17 protein-coding genes and 2 tRNA genes are annotated in these 16,816 nt (G+C 44.1%); 10 read left to right on the plus strand and 9 right to left on the minus strand.

Annotated features, from left to right (window positions below):
- Positions 1 to 69 precede the first annotated feature (69 nt).
- A complete protein-coding gene (locus MSG36_RS21365; RefSeq protein WP_248369635.1) occupies positions 70 to 492 on the plus strand; it encodes a hypothetical protein in 423 nt (140 codons plus the stop codon).
- A 406-nt stretch (positions 493 to 898) separates the two neighbouring features.
- Here the strand turns inward: MSG36_RS21365 and MSG36_RS21370 are convergent.
- Positions 899 to 975, minus strand: a tRNA-Pro gene (locus MSG36_RS21370).
- A gap of 255 nt (positions 976 to 1,230) precedes the next feature.
- Between MSG36_RS21370 and MSG36_RS21375 the strand changes: the two genes are divergently transcribed.
- The 3 genes from MSG36_RS21375 to rluF all read left to right on the plus strand — a co-directional run bounded on the left by MSG36_RS21375 (position 1,231) and on the right by rluF (position 3,434).
- Complete coding sequence (locus MSG36_RS21375) at positions 1,231 to 1,371, plus strand: DUF3149 domain-containing protein (RefSeq protein ID WP_017062321.1); 141 nt, start codon at positions 1,231 to 1,233, stop codon at positions 1,369 to 1,371.
- A gap of 170 nt (positions 1,372 to 1,541) precedes the next feature.
- Entirely contained in the window at positions 1,542 to 2,123 is a 582-nt protein-coding gene (smrA, locus tag MSG36_RS21380; RefSeq protein WP_017062320.1) for a DNA endonuclease SmrA, read from the plus strand.
- A gap of 177 nt (positions 2,124 to 2,300) precedes the next feature.
- Positions 2,301 to 3,434 (plus strand): 23S rRNA pseudouridine(2604) synthase RluF, encoded by a 1,134-nt coding sequence (rluF, locus tag MSG36_RS21385; protein WP_017064161.1) that lies wholly within the window; start codon positions 2,301 to 2,303, stop codon positions 3,432 to 3,434.
- A 105-nt stretch (positions 3,435 to 3,539) separates the two neighbouring features.
- Here the strand turns inward: rluF and ybaK are convergent, their stop codons facing one another.
- The 8 genes from ybaK to hemA form a co-directional block, all read right to left on the minus strand.
- On the minus strand, positions 3,540 to 4,013 hold the full coding sequence (gene ybaK / locus MSG36_RS21390; protein WP_017069618.1) for a Cys-tRNA(Pro) deacylase: 474 nt from the start codon (positions 4,011 to 4,013) through the stop codon (positions 3,540 to 3,542).
- 118 nt (positions 4,014 to 4,131) lie between these two features.
- Positions 4,132 to 5,793, minus strand: a complete 1,662-nt coding sequence (ushA, locus tag MSG36_RS21395) for a bifunctional UDP-sugar hydrolase/5'-nucleotidase UshA (protein WP_248369637.1) — start codon at positions 5,791 to 5,793, stop codon at positions 4,132 to 4,134.
- A gap of 458 nt (positions 5,794 to 6,251) precedes the next feature.
- Positions 6,252 to 7,106: a 3-deoxy-8-phosphooctulonate synthase gene (gene kdsA, locus MSG36_RS21400; protein WP_017069619.1), complete on the minus strand. Its 855-nt coding sequence runs from the start codon at positions 7,104 to 7,106 to the stop codon at positions 6,252 to 6,254.
- A 22-nt stretch (positions 7,107 to 7,128) separates the two neighbouring features.
- Entirely contained in the window at positions 7,129 to 7,938 is an 810-nt protein-coding gene (locus MSG36_RS21405) for a SirB1 family protein (RefSeq protein ID WP_248369639.1), read from the minus strand.
- 27 nt (positions 7,939 to 7,965) lie between these two features.
- Positions 7,966 to 8,349 carry a SirB2 family protein gene (locus tag MSG36_RS21410; RefSeq protein ID WP_248369641.1) on the minus strand — a complete coding sequence of 128 codons (384 nt, stop codon included), beginning with the start codon at positions 8,347 to 8,349 and terminating at the stop codon, positions 7,966 to 7,968.
- Between the two features lie 194 nt (positions 8,350 to 8,543).
- Positions 8,544 to 9,404, minus strand: coding sequence for a peptide chain release factor N(5)-glutamine methyltransferase (gene prmC / locus MSG36_RS21415; protein ID WP_248369643.1), 861 nt, complete (start codon positions 9,402 to 9,404; stop codon positions 8,544 to 8,546).
- Between the two features lie 5 nt (positions 9,405 to 9,409).
- Positions 9,410 to 10,498 carry a peptide chain release factor 1 gene (gene prfA, locus MSG36_RS21420; RefSeq protein WP_019821589.1) on the minus strand — a complete coding sequence of 363 codons (1,089 nt, stop codon included), beginning with the start codon at positions 10,496 to 10,498 and terminating at the stop codon, positions 9,410 to 9,412.
- A gap of 28 nt (positions 10,499 to 10,526) precedes the next feature.
- Positions 10,527 to 11,786 carry a glutamyl-tRNA reductase gene (hemA, locus tag MSG36_RS21425; protein WP_019821588.1) on the minus strand — a complete coding sequence of 420 codons (1,260 nt, stop codon included), beginning with the start codon at positions 11,784 to 11,786 and terminating at the stop codon, positions 10,527 to 10,529.
- A gap of 160 nt (positions 11,787 to 11,946) precedes the next feature.
- Here hemA and lolB point away from each other — a divergent pair, with 160 nt between their 5' ends.
- The 6 genes from lolB to MSG36_RS21455 all read left to right on the plus strand — a co-directional run bounded on the left by lolB (position 11,947) and on the right by MSG36_RS21455 (position 16,696).
- Positions 11,947 to 12,594, plus strand: a complete 648-nt coding sequence (gene lolB, locus MSG36_RS21430) for a lipoprotein insertase outer membrane protein LolB (RefSeq protein WP_248369645.1) — start codon at positions 11,947 to 11,949, stop codon at positions 12,592 to 12,594.
- Positions 12,591 to 13,466, plus strand: a complete 876-nt coding sequence (gene ispE / locus MSG36_RS21435; RefSeq protein WP_248369647.1) for a 4-(cytidine 5'-diphospho)-2-C-methyl-D-erythritol kinase — start codon at positions 12,591 to 12,593, stop codon at positions 13,464 to 13,466. Before lolB ends, ispE begins: the two co-directional genes overlap by 4 nt.
- Before the next feature lie 27 nt (positions 13,467 to 13,493).
- Entirely contained in the window at positions 13,494 to 14,438 is a 945-nt protein-coding gene (locus MSG36_RS21440; protein WP_004739814.1) for a ribose-phosphate pyrophosphokinase, read from the plus strand.
- 208 nt (positions 14,439 to 14,646) lie between these two features.
- Positions 14,647 to 15,237, plus strand: coding sequence for an aminoacyl-tRNA hydrolase (gene pth / locus MSG36_RS21445; protein WP_004739815.1), 591 nt, complete (start codon positions 14,647 to 14,649; stop codon positions 15,235 to 15,237).
- Between the two features lie 10 nt (positions 15,238 to 15,247).
- On the plus strand, positions 15,248 to 16,339 hold the full coding sequence (gene ychF / locus MSG36_RS21450) for a redox-regulated ATPase YchF (RefSeq protein ID WP_010439159.1): 1,092 nt from the start codon (positions 15,248 to 15,250) through the stop codon (positions 16,337 to 16,339).
- Between the two features lie 280 nt (positions 16,340 to 16,619).
- A tRNA-Met gene (locus MSG36_RS21455) sits at positions 16,620 to 16,696 on the plus strand.
- The last annotated feature ends 120 nt before the right edge of the window (positions 16,697 to 16,816 follow it).

The raw sequence follows: 16,816 nt of genomic DNA on the forward strand, positions 1-16,816 counted from the left end.
AATCATTACATTTAATAGCACCATTGCGGTGCTATTATCTTTCGCTCTTTTACCTACGGCGTTGTTCCAATGAAACCAGTACTTTTTGCTTTTCCTTTAGCCCTCACTATGCTGATGCCCTCAATAGCCTCAGCCAAAGAAACGTGCGCCATTGAACAGTTTCAGGCAATAGATATTCAACCGGATACCAAAGGCGGTGTATTAGATAAAGAAAGCGGCCAGTTTTTAATTGCAGAGAAGCCCCCGATGCGCTGCGCCAATACTACGTTCACAACGTCTACAACACGAAACCGTATCGCAAGCCAAATGAACAACAATTTTGAAGCGAGCTTTTACGACAACCAAACGGGTATCTCTCACTCGGTGACGTTTGATGAAGATGAGGTAAAGGCTGGTTACATTCGAATTGGCCCTAATAAGCCAGCTGAAGCGTATGTTTGTTTTGTTACCTCGGAAACACCAATCAAGAACATTACCTGTGATGTTAAGTAAATAGATTTGGGACTACTGGATCAATCCTTGTCTCTATGCTGCACGTTTAGAACAACAAGAGATTCCCGACTCGCTCCTTCGTCGCTCTAGGAAATTACACATATACCAAAATACAAAAAGCCGTAGACCCTTCTATTACAGAGAATGCTACGGCTTTCTTCAATGTGGCTGTGATGAGCTTATTTTGAACATCAGCCGAACCCCACCTAGGTTCAAATCCCATTTCTCATGCCCTGAAACGACGAAAGCCTGCTCAATGAGCAGGCTTTCTTAATGTGGTCGGTGAAGCAGGGATTCGACGCGGCTGGGCTTCCATCGGACTGGCGCACCAGCCCCCATCCTCATGTTCTAAACCAGATTAAAATGCAAAAAAGCCGTAGCATTTCTGCTATGGCTTTCTTTAATGTGGTCGGTGAAGAGGGATTCGAACCCCCGACCCTCTGGTCCCAAACCAGATGCGCTACCAAGCTGCGCTATTCACCGAGATATCTAACTGGCTGATTGCCTGTCGATGGACCGTATAATACGGATTCTAAATTTATCCGCAAGCGCTTTTTCTCATATTTATTGTGAATTCGAATCGTTCGAACAAAAGACATACAACAACACGCTTGATGTGACGAAAAACACACAGTTACCAACAAGTATTTAACTTATGAAACAGGATTGATCCAGATCAGTGAATTGATAACACCAGTTAATACACTAACCCGTGTCATATAACTTTGAGGTATACACATGGACTTTTGGCTAGATCTCCTATTTGGTAATGCGGTGGGACTATCTTCAATGATAGTAATCTTCGGGGCTCTGGGTCTCATGATGTTTTATGGAGGCTTCTTCATCTACAAAGTTATGACTGAAAAATCTCCTCACTAGAATCGCTCAGCCTAAATCATTTACTTTTAAGTATTCTTTTACTTTATAAGTAAGTGTCAAAACGCTTTGCACCGGAGCAGACTTATTGTCTTCTCCGGTTTTTTCATTTTTAAACCCAGCCTCAACTTAGGTATACTTACCCTATCCTTCTCCAACTTGAGATACACACTATGTCTCATGATGACGACTTAGATCTATTCCAAGAAATGATGGGCGATGTTAAACGTATCGACCATGACACCGCTGAACACCAGAAAGTACACCGAGTCACAGAATCTCACCTTGCTAAGCGTGAAGCCGCTATGTGGCTGTCTGACGACGAGAAAGACTACTTATCATTAGATTACTCGCCAATGATCAAGCCAGACGATGTCGTTGCTTATAAAAAAGACGGTGTACAAGAAGGCGTATACAAAAAGCTGCGCCTAGGCAAATACCCTATTCAAGCCAAGCTCGACCTTCATAGGAAAACACTGAAAGACGCACGTAACGAAGTGCTTTCATTTTTGCGTCAGTGTTTAAGAATGGATGTTCGTACCGTCATCATTGTTCACGGTAAGGGTGAGCGTTCGAATCCACCTGCAATGATGAAAAGCTACGTGGCAAATTGGCTTACGCAAATCAACGATGTTCAATGTGTTCATTCTGCTCAGCAATTTCATGGTGGTACGGGCGCAGTCTATGTCATGCTCAGAAAGAGTAATGAGAAAAAGCTAGAGAACAGAGAGCGCCATCAAAAACGCACCAGTTAATAGGTTGAGATAGATAAACGGGCTAGTAACGAATTTTGCATCAAGATCGATATTTCGTGCCTAGACTCACACCAAGTGCTAAAATTGCCTCAGTTAACGAATTCCAACTCAAAGCAACTATCCAAAAGTTGCTTTTTGTTTATCTATATTTCCGTTGTGAAACGCTAAGAGAATATCATGTCACAAGAATCCCAAGCTAAACGCCTTAATAAATACATCAGTGAAACTGGTTTTTGCTCACGCCGCGAAGCCGATAAACTGATTGATGCAGGCCGAGTTACTATTAACGGTAAGATCCCTGAAATGGGTACTAAAGTCTTGCCAGGTGATGATGTTGAGATCGACAATAAACCTGTTCGCTCAAAAGAGAAGCCGATTTACATTGCTCTTAATAAACCAACAGGTATCACCTGTACGACTGAGCGTGATATTCCTGGCAACATCGTCGACTTTATCGGCCACCACAAACGTATTTTCCCGATTGGTCGTCTAGATAAGCCTTCTGATGGTCTTATCTTCTTGACTAACGATGGCGACATCGTAAACAAAATCCTACGAGCAGGTAACAACCACGAGAAAGAATACGTGGTGCGTGTAGATAAGCCGATTACGACTGAGTTCTTGAAGCAAATGGGCGCTGGCGTTCATATTCTTGATACTGTTACCTTGCCATGTAAGGTCGAGAAAGAGACCAAATTCTCATTCCGAATTACTCTAACACAAGGCCTAAACCGCCAAATTCGCCGTATGTGTGAAGCGCTCGGTTATGAAGTATTTAAACTGCGTCGTGTTCGTATTATGAACATCTCATTAGACGGTATTCCTAACGGCAAATGGCGCTACCTGAGCGACGAAGAGATCACTGAAATTTTAGCGATGTGTGAAGGCTCAGTAAGTACGGAAGATGCGTCAAAAATGAACGCGAAAGGTCAACGCATTCGTAAAGCGACTGACGCGAAACTTTTTGACAGCCGTGAAGAGAACCAAGCTTCAACAGCGCGCCGTAATCAAAACGAGAACCGTACACGCACTTACCGCGGTAACAATGCGGATGAATTCCGTCATGCGCCTAACTCAAAGCGTGGCCGCAATTCATCAAATGGTGAAAGCGGTGGTAATACCGAGAACTGGAAATCGAACTCTCGTTCAGAGCGTTCTAATTCAGATAGAAACCGTTCGGATCGCAATCGCACAGATCGCGATAATACCGATCGTAGAAGCGGTAAGCCGGCAAACCGCAGCCAAGATTCAAACAGACCGAACAAACCTGCACCAAAGCGTGTTGGTGGTACTTTAGGTCTGAAGAAGTAGTCTGAATCAGTAAGACAGACACTCGATATAAAAACGCCCGCTAGATTAGTCTAGCGGGCGTTTTTGTTTGTCATTCGATAGTTTTATCATCATGAGAACAACAATCTATAAACATAGATCAGCAAACTGGCCGCGAGTCAGCAGTGTTAAGTCTTTTGGGTCTAACTCAATCTCTAGCCCACGCTTACCTGCACTCACACAGATCGTTTCAAAATCTGTCGCACTGGAATGAACGAAGGTAGGCAGTGCTTTCTTCTGCCCAAGCGGACTAATGCCACCAACAACATAACCCGTGGTTTTCTGAGCAATCTCAGGATCAGCCATCTCTGCTTTTTTGCCTTTCGCCGCTTTTGCTGCCAGCTTTAGATTTAGCTTCTGGTCGACAGGAATAACGGCGACCGCCAAATCTTTCGCCACACCATTCAAGCAGAACAACAGCGTTTTGAATACACGTTTGGGATCTTGACCAAGCGCTTCAACGGCTTCTAAACCATAGTTCGTATTATTGGCATCATGATGATACTGATGCACGCTATGAGCGATTTTCTTTTTCTTGGCGAGATTGATTGCAGGGGTCATAACAAATCCAAACGATAGATAAACAAAAAGCGACGCCTCGGCGTCGCTTTAGTTAAATTTATCATGGTGCTAGAGTCAATCTAATTTAGCACCTATTGATACAATTGCTTGGATTCAATTACTTGTAAACCATTTGGCCTGAAGGCGCATACTTGTTCACGTCAACCGGGCTGTTTGCTTCTAGGTACTCTTTCAGTACTTCAGCATCAACAAAACCAGTATTTACGTAACCTGGGTGGTCAGACAATTTAGGGTAACCGTCACCACCAGCAGCGTTAAAGCTTGGTACTGTGAAACGGTATGTTTCGTCTAAACGAAGCTGCTTGCCACCAATGAATACATTCGATATTTCACCGTTCGCTACTGTCATTGAAATACCAGCGAATTGAGCGTAAGCACCAGAATCGATTGGTTTAGTCGCCACTACATTTAGGTAATCTAGAACTTCTTTACCCGTCATGTCTGTGTAAGTCAGAATGTTCGCAAAAGGTTGTACTGTTAGTACATCTTTGTAAGTAACATTACCAGCTTCAATTGAGTCACGAACGCCACCAGAGTTCATCACTGCGAAGTCTGCTTTTGCACGCTCCATGTGAGAAGTCGCAATTAAACGACCTAGGTTGGTCTGTTGGAAGCGAACGACGTTACGATCGCCTTCAAGCTTGCCATTTGTCTCAGCGATTTGAACTTCTAGCTGTGCTTGACCTTGCTCTTGGAAAGGACGTAGGAATTCAAGTAGCTCTGGGTCTTGTGCGATCTCATCTTGAATAAGAACACGTTGCTTCTTACCGTCAATCTTAACTTTCTTCTTAAGGTTAACTGGAATCAGGTCGTAGCTCACCATCTCTAGCTCGCCATTACGGAATTCGTAATCAGCACGACCTACGTACTTGCCCCACTCGTGAGCTTGAACGATGTAAGTACCGTTCTGTACGTCAGGCTTACACTCATCACCCGGCTTGAAGTTTTTCTTCGCAACGTTAGGGCCTTCCATACATACAGGCTCTTGAGAGTGACCACCAACGATCATGTCTAGATCGCCTTCGTTTAGGTAACGAGCAAGTGCGACATCACCCGGAGCGTTAACACCACGTTGGCCATTTTCGTAGTGACCCATGTGAGTCACAGCAAAGATTAGATCCGGTTTTTCTGTTTCTTTAAGTTCAGCGATTAGCTTCTTCGCTTCTTCTTTAGGATCACGGAAGTCGATGCCCGCGATAAATTCAGGGTTACCAATCTTTTGGGTATCTTCCGTTGTTAAACCAATAACCGCAATCTTGATGCCTTGCTTTTCGAACATCTCGTAAGCTTGGAACTTACGTTCGCCTGTCGCTTTATCGTAGATGTTTGCAGATAGCATTGGGAAGTTAGCCCAGTCGATCTGCTTTTGTAGTACGTCTAAAGAGTTATCAAACTCGTGGTTACCCAATGCCATTGCATCGTAACCAATTTTGTTCATACCTTTAAAATCAGGTTCTGCGTCCTGAAGGTCTGACTCTGGGACACCCGTGTTGATGTCACCGCCAGATAGAAGCAACACGCTACCGCCTTCTGCTTCAACTTCTGAACGAAGTTGGTCAACTAGCGTTTTACGCGCAGACATGCCGTATTCGCCATATTTATTCTGCCAGAAACGACCATGGTTATCGTTTGTGTGAAGAATCGTTAGCTTGTAAGTTTCGTCTTGGTTCCAATCATGAGCTGATTGAGACGCACACCCAGCTAGAGTAGCTAGAATTGCAGCACTTAGTGCTGTCTTTAGAATAAGGCGTTGCTTCATTGTCATACCTTTGAACTTTTTAGGGGAATCCACTGCTTTTTTATCACTCAAACTCAACAAATGTCCGCTAAGGAAACATCGTTATAAGTTAGTAAAACATGAAGTAGTTTAAATTAAGACGGTAAACCTAACAGAGTGATTTCATATTTATGTAGGATAGATCACCTTAATCTCCTATCGAGTGTGTAACAAAGCGGCAAAGTTGCATTTGAGCAAATAAGTGATCACAGGCAAACGTTTTCATAATTTTTTAGATTATTTGTGATTGGCTGAATTCAACATCCCCGAAAAGTGACCTTCGTTAGATTTATTCTATTTATCAAAGTCTTAATTGATATGTTATAACATTTCAGTTGGTAAGTTAACTGGTTTGAAAGTATCAACTTAACCGCAACTCGCTGACTGATAGGTACAAAAAAGCCGGCGTTTGCGCCGGCTGTTAATTATATGCAGTTCGATTATTTAATATCGATGTGCTCAAAGCCTTTGATAAGGTCATCAAGTGCTTTCATCTGCTTCAAGAACGGCTCTAGTTTGTCTAGAGGTAGCGCAGATGGGCCATCACAACGAGCTTGGTCTGGGTTCGGGTGAGCTTCAATGAACAGACCCGCAATACCTGTCGCCAGGCCAGCTTTCGCTAGTTCAACCGTTTGCTCACGACGACCGCCAGATGCTGCACCTGATGGGTCACGCATTTGTAGAGAATGCGTCACGTCAAAGATAATTGGACTACCGTTTGAAGACTTCTTCATTACGCCAAAGCCAAGCATATCAACGACTAGGTTATCGTAACCCATGCAAGCGCCACGCTCACAAAGGATGATGTTGTCGTTACCGCACTCAGCGAACTTATCAACGATGTTGCCAACTTGGTTCGGGCTCATGAACTGAGGCTTCTTCACGTTGATTACTGCGCCAGTCTTAGCCATTGCTTCAACAAGATCAGTTTGACGAGCTAGGAATGCAGGTAGTTGGATTACATCAACCACATCCGCAACAGGCTGAGCTTGAGCTTCTGTGTGGATATCAGTAATGATCTTCACGCCGAAAGTGTCTTTCAGCTCTTGGAAGATTTTAAGACCTTCTTCCATACCTGGACCACGGTATGAATGAACTGAGCTGCGGTTCGCTTTATCAAAAGACGCCTTAAATACGTAAGGGATGCCCAGCTTCTCAGTGACTTTTACATAGTGCTCACAGATCTGCATAGCAAGATCACGAGATTCAAGAACATTCATGCCTGCAAATAGCGTAAATGGCTTGTCGTTTGCGATTGGCATATCGCCAATGTGAACTGTTTTTTGTTCCATCATATTCTCTCTAAATAATTATTAATTAGTGAACAACCACTGTCTTTTCGTTCATGACGTTCACTTGAGATTTCAGTAACTCAGATGCCGGGTCATCTGGGCATTGGTCGATAAAATATTGATAATCGGTTGCGGCTACTTGGTGACAGTCTAGCTGCTGATAGATAAAACCACGGTCACGGATTTCATATGGGTCATCAGGTACAAACGTCAAAGCAAGGTCAGTACACTTCAATGCAAGCGTATAACGCTCTTCTCGCAGCAGTGCACTCTTGAGCAGGGCTAACCACTTACCAATAATTGTTGGGTGGTCGGCGACTTCTAGGTGCTCAGGTTTCACCTTAGCTAATGGGCCATCATGTCCAATTAACCATGCTCGCAACGTTTGTTCGCCAACGTACTCACCGTTATAAGGGTTAATGTAGACCGCAGCTTGCCCGTACCAATTTACTTTAAGTAAGAATTGAGTCGGGAAAGAGACACCCTCTACAGGAAAGCCTAGCTTGCGACCTAGAAAAAGAAAGATCGCCCCCAGACTCACTGGAATGCCTTTCTTTCTCTCAAGCACTTTATCGATGAACGCGTTTTCCGAAGAGAAATACGCATCTTTATCGCCAGCAAAGCCCCATTCATAAAAGAATAGTCGAATAAAAGATTCAAACTTCTGCTGTTCATCGGTTTCATTAACCAAAGCAAACTCGGCGTCTTTTAACAATCTCGCCAGCTCTTGCTCTGCCCAACTGTCTTGAGTTTCTGGGTTAATCGCTTTATTTAAGATCAATGCACCTTCAGCTAACTCTAGCTGGTCAAAGTCTTCATCAAAAAATTCGTACATAGATAGTTAACCGAAATAAGGAGATAATTAACCGAAAAATGTTGGTGTCTTAGTCATTGCGATTTTGCCTGCCATCGCTAACCAGCCAAGCGCACCAAAGAAAGAGAATACTCTCAGTAGCTTGTTTTTACCTAGCTTAAGCGCAAAGAAACCTAATGCGATGTAAGCCATAACACAAGTTAGTTTTTCTGTTAACCATGGTGCTGCTGGTGTAAATGGAATAAAGCCAGTGATAAAAATCAAGCCAATACCCGATAACAATAGCAACGAGTCATTGATATGAGGGAAACGCTGCAAGAAAGGATGCTTAAGCTTAGGTGAGTCAGCCATCATAAGAGCGAAACGAATCGAAAGAAGTAGCGCGCTTATAGCAATCGTTAATAGGTGAAAATGTTTTAGACCTTCGTACATGGTATTCCTTTATATTTTTATATGTGCTTTCGTTAACACGAGCCTCACAATACCCGTTAATGCTCTGTAGTTCTGCATAAAATCTCTGTATTTCTGCGTTAAATGCATTATCGGGTTAAATGTATTGTCGAGTTAAAGGTATCAATTTAGCAAGTTCATCATCCATTGTTCACAAGACGATTAACAATCACTAACTATGAACAGTAACGACCCAATGTCACTCGGTCATTACCACAGTAATCTTTCTCTGTGACAACATCGAGATAACCGAGCGCCTGCATAATCTCACGAACTGCTAAACCTTGGTCATAGCCGTGTTCAAATGCTAACCAACCTTCATTTTCCAAAAAGCCGCGAGCGTTTTCAGAAATGTATCGGATATCTGCAAGCCCTTTCTCCTCAGCAACCAGTGCTGTGATTGGCTCAAAACGCACATCGCCTTGAGACAAATGAGGATCATTCTTCTCTATGTATGGCGGGTTAGAAACAATCAGAGAGAACTTCACAGTTTCTTCAGAGCTCAAAGGCTCAAACCAACTGCCGTGCAAAAAAGTCGCATTGGTGATATTGAGACGTTGTGCATTCTCTGTAGCAAGCTGCTGCGCTTCAGGGCGAAGATCAATACCCGTTACCTGTCGATTCGGCATCTCAGACGCCAATGCTAACGCGATAGCACCTGTACCTGTCCCTAAATCGAGAATCGCGCCTTGCTTGTCGTACGTTTTATCCAAAGCTACCTCAACCAAACGCTCGGTATCTGGGCGTGGGATTAATGTAGAAGGGGAAACTTTTAACGGCAGTGACCAAAACTCACGCTCACCGATAATGTAAGCCACAGGCTCACCGGTTAAGCGACGTTTTAGAAGGGCATTGAATTCAGACTCTTGCTCTGAGGTGAGATGCTTCTCAGGCCAAGTCAGTAGGTAAGATCTTGGTTTATCTAAGGCGTGACAAAGCAGTACCGCGGCATCAATAGAGGGTGATGTGTTATCACCCTCTTGAAGCTTTACGATTGCTGCTTTTAAAGCACTTTCAACCGTATATGCTGACTGCATACTGGTTAGTTGTTCTCTGCAAGTGCAGCAAGCTGATCGGCTTGGTGCTCTTGAAGTACCGGATCAAGCAAGCTTTGCATGTCACCTTCAAGTACTTCGTTAAGACGGTAAATTGTAAGGTTGATACGGTGATCAGAAACACGACCTTGTGGGTAGTTGTACGTACGAATACGGTCACTACGGTCACCCGAACCTAGTAGGTTACGACGTGTATCAGAAACCGCTGCCGCGCGTCGCTCTTCTTCTGCTTGAACAATACGCGCAGCAAGAACAGCCATCGCTTTCGCTTTGTTTTTATGCTGAGAACGTTCGTCCTGACACTCTACTACTGTACCCGTTGGTAAGTGAGTAATACGGATTGCTGAATCCGTGGTGTTAACGTGCTGACCACCCGCGCCTGATGCACGGAAAGTATCAATTTTAAGGTCGCCCGCTTTGATTTCTGGAAGATCCGCTTCTGGGATTTCCGGCATAACCGCAACCGTACATGCTGACGTGTGAACACGGCCTTGAGATTCAGTTTCAGGCACACGTTGTACACGGTGACCGCCTGACTCAAACTTCATTGTGCCGTAAACAGCGTCGCCACTAACCTTAGCGATCATCTCTTTGTAGCCGCCTTGCTCAGAAGCATTGCTACTCATGATTTCAACGCGCCAACCTTTCTTCTCAGCAAACTTAGAGTACATACGGAACAGGTTGCCCGCGAAGATACCCGCTTCATCACCACCCGCGCCTGCACGGATTTCAAGGAAACAGTTACGCTCATCGTTTGGATCTTTTGGAATCAGAAGAATCTGTAGCTCATCAGTCAAACGTTCAATCGCCGCTTTTGCGTCTTTGATTTCGTCTTGAGCCATTTCACGCATTTCAGCGTCATCTTCGTTTGCCATCTCTTCAGCAGCTTCTAAATCTTCTTGAGCTTGCTGGTATGACTGGAAGCAAGCCGTCACTTCTTCTAGTTGAGAGTACTCTTTAGAAAGTGCACGGAATTTGTCTTGATTCCCGATTACATCTGGATCACCAAGTAGATGTTGAACTTCTTCATAGCGTTCAACAAGTGTTTCAAGCTTTACTAGAATCGAGGCTTTCATAATGTCTTATTCTGTTGGAGGTCTAATATTATTGAGGGTTTTCTAAGCCCAAACTCTGTCTAATGACCATTAATTTTGCAGGTTCTCCTTGCTCAGCTGCACTTTGAAGTGCGCGCGTTGGAGCATGGATCAATTTGTTTGTGAGCTTATTACTTAGCTCAAGTAAGACTTTCTCAGGGTCACCGCCAGCGGCAAGTGATTGTAAACTCTTACTTAATAATTCTTCTCGGATTTCGTTGGCCGATTTACGATAGTCACGAATACTGTCTACAGCTTGCAGTGAACGCATCCAACTCATGAATGCCGCACTTTCTTCGCTAACTATTGCTTCCGCTTGAATCGCTTCAACTTTGCGTTGCTCAATGTTGCCATCAACAATCGACTGCAGATCATCCACTGAATAAAGGTAGGCGTCATTTAACTCACCGACCTGAGATTCCACATCACGCGGAACCGCAATATCAACCAATAACATAGGTTGATGTTTTCTTGTTTTCAGTGCAGTTTCAACCATGCCTTTACCAATGATAGGTAACGGACTTGCGGTTGAGCTAATTACGATATCCGCTCGATGCAGGTGATCAGGGATCTCATTGAGGCTGATCACTTCAGCACCAAACTCTTCAGCCAGCCCTAAAGCACGCTCACGAGTTCGGTTAGCCACAATCATCTTGGTGCAGCCATTCGCTGAAAGATGCTTAGCCACCAATTCAATGGTTTCCCCCGCACCCACCAATAACACAGTTGAATCGGCAATCGACTCAAAGATGTGTTTGGCTAACGTACAAGCTGCGTAAGCAACCGAAACCGCGCTTCCGCCGATCTCCGTTTCAGTTCGAACACGCTTCGCGACAGAGAATGATTTCTGGAACAGCTTTTCCATTGAAGCATCAACAGATTTGTTCTCTCGCGAGTCTGTATAAGCTTGCTTCACCTGACCTAAGATCTGTGGTTCACCCAATACCAAAGAGTCCAAGCCACAAGCTACGCGCATTAAATGTTTAATCGCCGCCTGCTCTTCATGGACATAAATGCTCGGTTTTAGCTCTTCAGGGCTCACTTGATGGAAAACTGACAACCAATCGATGAGCTTGTTTTTTGCCACGCCTTTGACGTCACAATACAATTCAGTTCGATTACAGGTAGAAAGTATGACACTTCCATTTACGTGTGCATTTGCGTTAAGTTGCTTGAGTGCCTCAGATAATTTATCTGGACCAAAAGCGACTTTTTCTCGCAATTCAACCGACGCTGTATTGTGATTGATACCTACGGCAAGCAAAGACATGTATCAGAAGTTCTCGATCAGGGAATGGAAACAAGGGGCGAATTTTACTTGATGCATGGCTCTATTTAAAGAGCAAGCGGGATTTGTTTTCCTGACTTCGTGAATTCAATGCTATAGTTGAAGCGTTTTTTAGATAAATTTGAACAAGTTGTGAGCAAATATGAGCAAGCTTCTCAAAATCACGTCTCTTATTTTTTTGGCCATAATTATGGTGGGTTGCTCGTCTATCCCAGAACAACCAACCAGCGTTGAATGGCAAAGTCACCAAGATCGGCTTTTACAGATAGAAAACTATCAAGCCTCAGGCAAGCTCGCTTACATTTCCCCAGAGCAACGCCAAAGCCTAAATTTTATTTGGAAGCATTCACCAAATCAAAGTCAATTAAGGCTTACGACTTTTCTCGGTCAAACGGCATTGAACCTAACCATTGATCCATCGGGTGCAAAAGTCGTGACCTATGATGATCAAGTATTTACTCATGCGAGCGCTTCAGTCTTGGTTGAGCAGCTGACAGGTTTACAGATCCCTATTGATCACCTGCCACAATGGTTCCTTGGCATTCCAGACCAAGCCGATAGCTACCAATTGAACACCACCAACACGCTTGAATCTCTCACCAAACAAGTCAGCAACCAACTATGGACACTGAATTTTGCTAACTATCGCAATACAGAGATGCCGAATAAGCAACTATCGGATGAAGACAGCGCAAAAGCAGAGACAATCCCACTCCCTACTCGATTGTCATTCAAGCAAGACAATAACAAAATCAACATTGTAGTTTCGAAGTGGACACTGAAAAAATGATAACAACGCCAACCCATTGGCCTTCTCCGGCTAAACTGAATTTATTTCTCTACATCACAGGTCGACGTGACAATGGCTATCACGAACTTCAAACCTTATTTCAGTTTGTCGATTTTGGTGATGAACTGACGGTTACCGCAAACTCAGAAACTAGCTCGATAACAATCACACCAGAAATTCCCGGGGTAGCACTTGAAGACAACTTGATCTGGAAAGCCGCTACTGCCCTGCAGCAATATACCTCAACCTCTTTCGGTGCCGATATTGAACTCAACAAAGTGCTGCCTATGGGTGGCGGTATTGGCGGAGGCTCTTCAAATGCAGCAACCGTGTTGGTCGCTCTGAATTATTTATGGCAACTCAACCTCTCCGATGATGAACTCGCCGAGATCGGTTTGAAGCTTGGTGCTGACGTTCCTGTCTTCGTTCGAGGCCACGCCGCCTTTGCTGAAGGGGTTGGAGAACAGCTACAGCCCGCTAATCCGGATGAAAAATGGTATCTTGTGGTTAAGCCTCAAGTGAGCATAGCAACTGTAGACATATTCACACATTCAGAATTAACTCGAAACACGCCAAAGCGAGCGCTATCAACGCTTCTAGAGCAAGAATACGTAAACGATTGCGAAAAAATTGTGCGAATGCTGTACCCAGAGGTTGATAAGCAACTTTCATGGCTGCTACAATACGCGCCGTCGAGATTGACTGGCACAGGTTCGTGCGTTTTTGCTGAATTTAACAGCAAAAAAGAAGCCGAATTGGTGCTAGAACAACTGCCTGACACAGTTTCCGCTTTCGTAGCGAAAGGAAGAAACATTTCTCCTTTAAAAGAAACTTTGGCTGAATACCAATCAGCCCACCCACAATCTATTTAAAACTGGACGCAACCCGAGGTTTCCACCGTGCCTGATATGAAGCTATTTGCTGGTAACGCAACACCTGAACTAGCCCAACGTATTGCTGATCGTCTATACATCTCTCTTGGCGATGCTACTGTAGACCGTTTTTCTGATGGCGAAGTCGCTGTTCAAATCAATGAAAACGTTCGTGGTAGCGATGTATTCCTGATTCAATCAACTTGTGCACCAACCAATGACAACCTTATGGAATTGGTGGTAATGATTGACGCAATGCGCCGTGCTTCTGCTGGCCGTATTACTGCTGTAATCCCTTACTTCGGTTATGCCCGTCAAGATCGTCGTGTACGTTCTGCTCGTGTGCCAATTACTGCAAAAGTTGTTGCAGACTTCCTTTCTAACGTTGGCGTTGACCGCGTTCTTACTATCGACCTACACGCAGAGCAAATCCAAGGCTTCTTCGATGTACCTGTTGATAACATCTTCGGCACTCCAGTTCTTCTAGAAGACATGGCTAACCGTGGCCTAGAAAACCCAGTAGTGGTTTCTCCAGACCTTGGTGGTGTTGTACGTGCTCGTGCAACGGCTAAAGCGCTAGGTGATGTTGACATCGCTATCGTTGATAAGCGTCGTCCACGTGCTAACGTTTCTGAAGTAATGAACCTAATCGGTGATGTTGAAGGCCGTGACTGTGTTATCGTTGATGACATGATCGATACGGGTGGCACACTATGTAAAGCAGCTGAAGCGCTTAAAGAGCGCGGTGCTAAGCGTGTATTCGCTTACGCAACTCACGCTGTTTTCTCTGGTACTGCTGCGAACAACATCAAGAACTCTGTTCTAGACCAAGTTATCGTAACGGATTCTATCTCTCTATCTCCAGAGATGGCTGCGACGGGTAAAGTGACAACACTTAGCCTTTCTCGCATGCTTGCTGAAGCGATTCGTCGTATCAGCAACGAAGAATCAATCTCAGCGATGTTCAACTAATCAAAGCCCAATAGCTTTGTTTTAGAAACACGTGAGAGAAAAACATTAAGCACTTCATTCAATGAAGTGCTTTTTTTATGTCTGAGTAATATTGCACTACTAGTTATCACAAACAGGAATAATCGCGCAGCTATCAGCTAGCTCGCACCTTTTTCATAAACTGTGATATCATACGGCGCTTTTTGAAATCCCAAGAGAGATCCATACCTTGAGCCAACAAATAAAACTTCTCGTTGGACTGGCTAATCCAGGTCCAGAATACGCCAAAACTCGCCACAATGCGGGCGCTTGGGTAGTTGAAGAATTAGCGCGTGTACATAACGTGACACTAAAGAACGAACCAAAGTTCTTTGGCCTAACGGGTCGTATCATGGTTCACGGTGAAGATCTTCGTTTGCTGATCCCAACGACTTTTATGAACTTGTCAGGTAAAGCAGTTGCAGCCTTAGCAAAGTTCTACCAAATTAAACCAGAAGAGATCATGGTCGCTCACGATGAGTTAGATCTGCCTCCTGGTATTGGAAAGTTTAAAAAAGGTGGTGGTCATGGTGGACATAATGGTCTGAAAGACATCATCAGCAAACAGGGTAACAATAAAGAATTCTATCGTCTTAGATTAGGCATTGGCCATCCAGGACACAAAGATAAAGTTGCAGGTTATGTATTAGGCAAAGCTCCTCAAAAAGAGCAAGAGTGTATCGAGGCCGTCGTTGACGAATCGGTTCGCAGCCTAGACATCTTATTAAAAGATGGCCTACCAAAAGCACAAAATCGCTTACATACGTTCAAAGCAGAATAAGGTTTATATCATGGGTTTTAAATGTGGCATCGTTGGTCTACCAAACGTTGGTAAGTCAACTCTGTTTAACGCACTGACTAAAGCAGGCATCGAAGCAGCAAACTTTCCATTTTGTACGATCGAACCAAACACAGGTATCGTTCCGGTTCCAGATCTACGCTTAGATGCATTAGCAAAAATTGTTAATCCACAGAAGATCCTTCCAACGACAATGGAATTCGTAGATATCGCGGGCCTAGTTGCTGGCGCATCTAAAGGTGAAGGTCTTGGTAACAAATTCCTAGCTAACATCCGTGAAACTGACGCTATCGGTCACGTTGTACGCTGCTTTGAAAATGAAAACATTGTTCACGTTGCTGGCAAAGTATCTCCAATCGAAGATATCGAAGTGATCAACCTTGAACTTGCACTGGCTGACTTAGACAGCTGTGAGCGTGCAATTCAACGTAACGCGAAGAAAGCAAAAGGCGGCGACAAAGACGCTAAATTCGAAATCACTGTACTAGAAAAGCTACTTCCAGTTCTAACTGAAGGTGGTATGGCGCGTACTGTTGAACTTGGCAAAGAAGAAGCGGCAGCAATTGGCTACCTAAACTTCCTAACACTTAAGCCAACAATGTACATCGCAAACGTTGCGGAAGATGGTTTTGAAAATAACCCATACCTAGACGCTGTTCGTGAATACGCTGAAAACGAAAACAACGTAGTTGTTGCTGTTTGTGCAGCAATCGAATCTGAGCTTTCTGAACTTGACGACGAAGATCGCGAAGAGTTCCTAGCGGATATGGGTATCGAAGAACCAGGTCTTAACCGAGTGATCCGCTCTGGTTACGAACTACTGACTCTTCAAACTTACTTCACAGCTGGCGTTAAAGAAGTTCGCGCTTGGACAATCCCTGTAGGTGCAACTGCGCCACAAGCAGCGGGTAAGATCCACACAGACTTCGAGAAAGGTTTCATCCGTGCTGAAGTTGTTGGATTCGATCACTTCATCGAATTTAACGGTGAGAGCGGTGCGAAAGACGCAGGTAAATGGCGCCTTGAAGGTAAAGAATACATCGTTAAAGATGGTGACGTTGTTCACTTCCGCTTCAACGTATAATTCTGATTAAACATCTAAAAAAAAGGCCAGTGAATTCACTGGCCTTTTTGTTTTTCCCCTTTCTAAATTGCCCCTCACCAGAAACTTAACTTCCTATATATATCGCCTTTTAGACCTGTTTTTTGTCGACAAATACGCCTCTTTGCCTAAAAAGAAACCGAACAGATGTTTATTCGCGATTTATTCAAAAAAAAAGTTGACGGGTTTCGCTCAACTACGCATAATGCGCCCCGTTCACAACGAAGCGGCAACGTCTCGAAATGAACGACAATTTGGAAATGGCTACTTAGCTCAGTTGGTTAGAGCACATCACTCATAATGATGGGGTCGCAGGTTCAAATCCCGCAGTAGCCACCATTCTTTCTTTATGAAAGAAGAACAAACAACGTTATATTGAATTACCAATGTCGATATAACTATAAAGATTTGCTGCGGTCGTGGCGGAATTGGTAGACGCACCAGATTTAGGTTCTGGCG

The sequence above is a fragment of the Vibrio sp. 1CM8B genome (assembly GCF_023161685.1).
Lineage (GTDB): Bacteria > Pseudomonadota > Gammaproteobacteria > Enterobacterales > Vibrionaceae > Vibrio > Vibrio coralliirubri.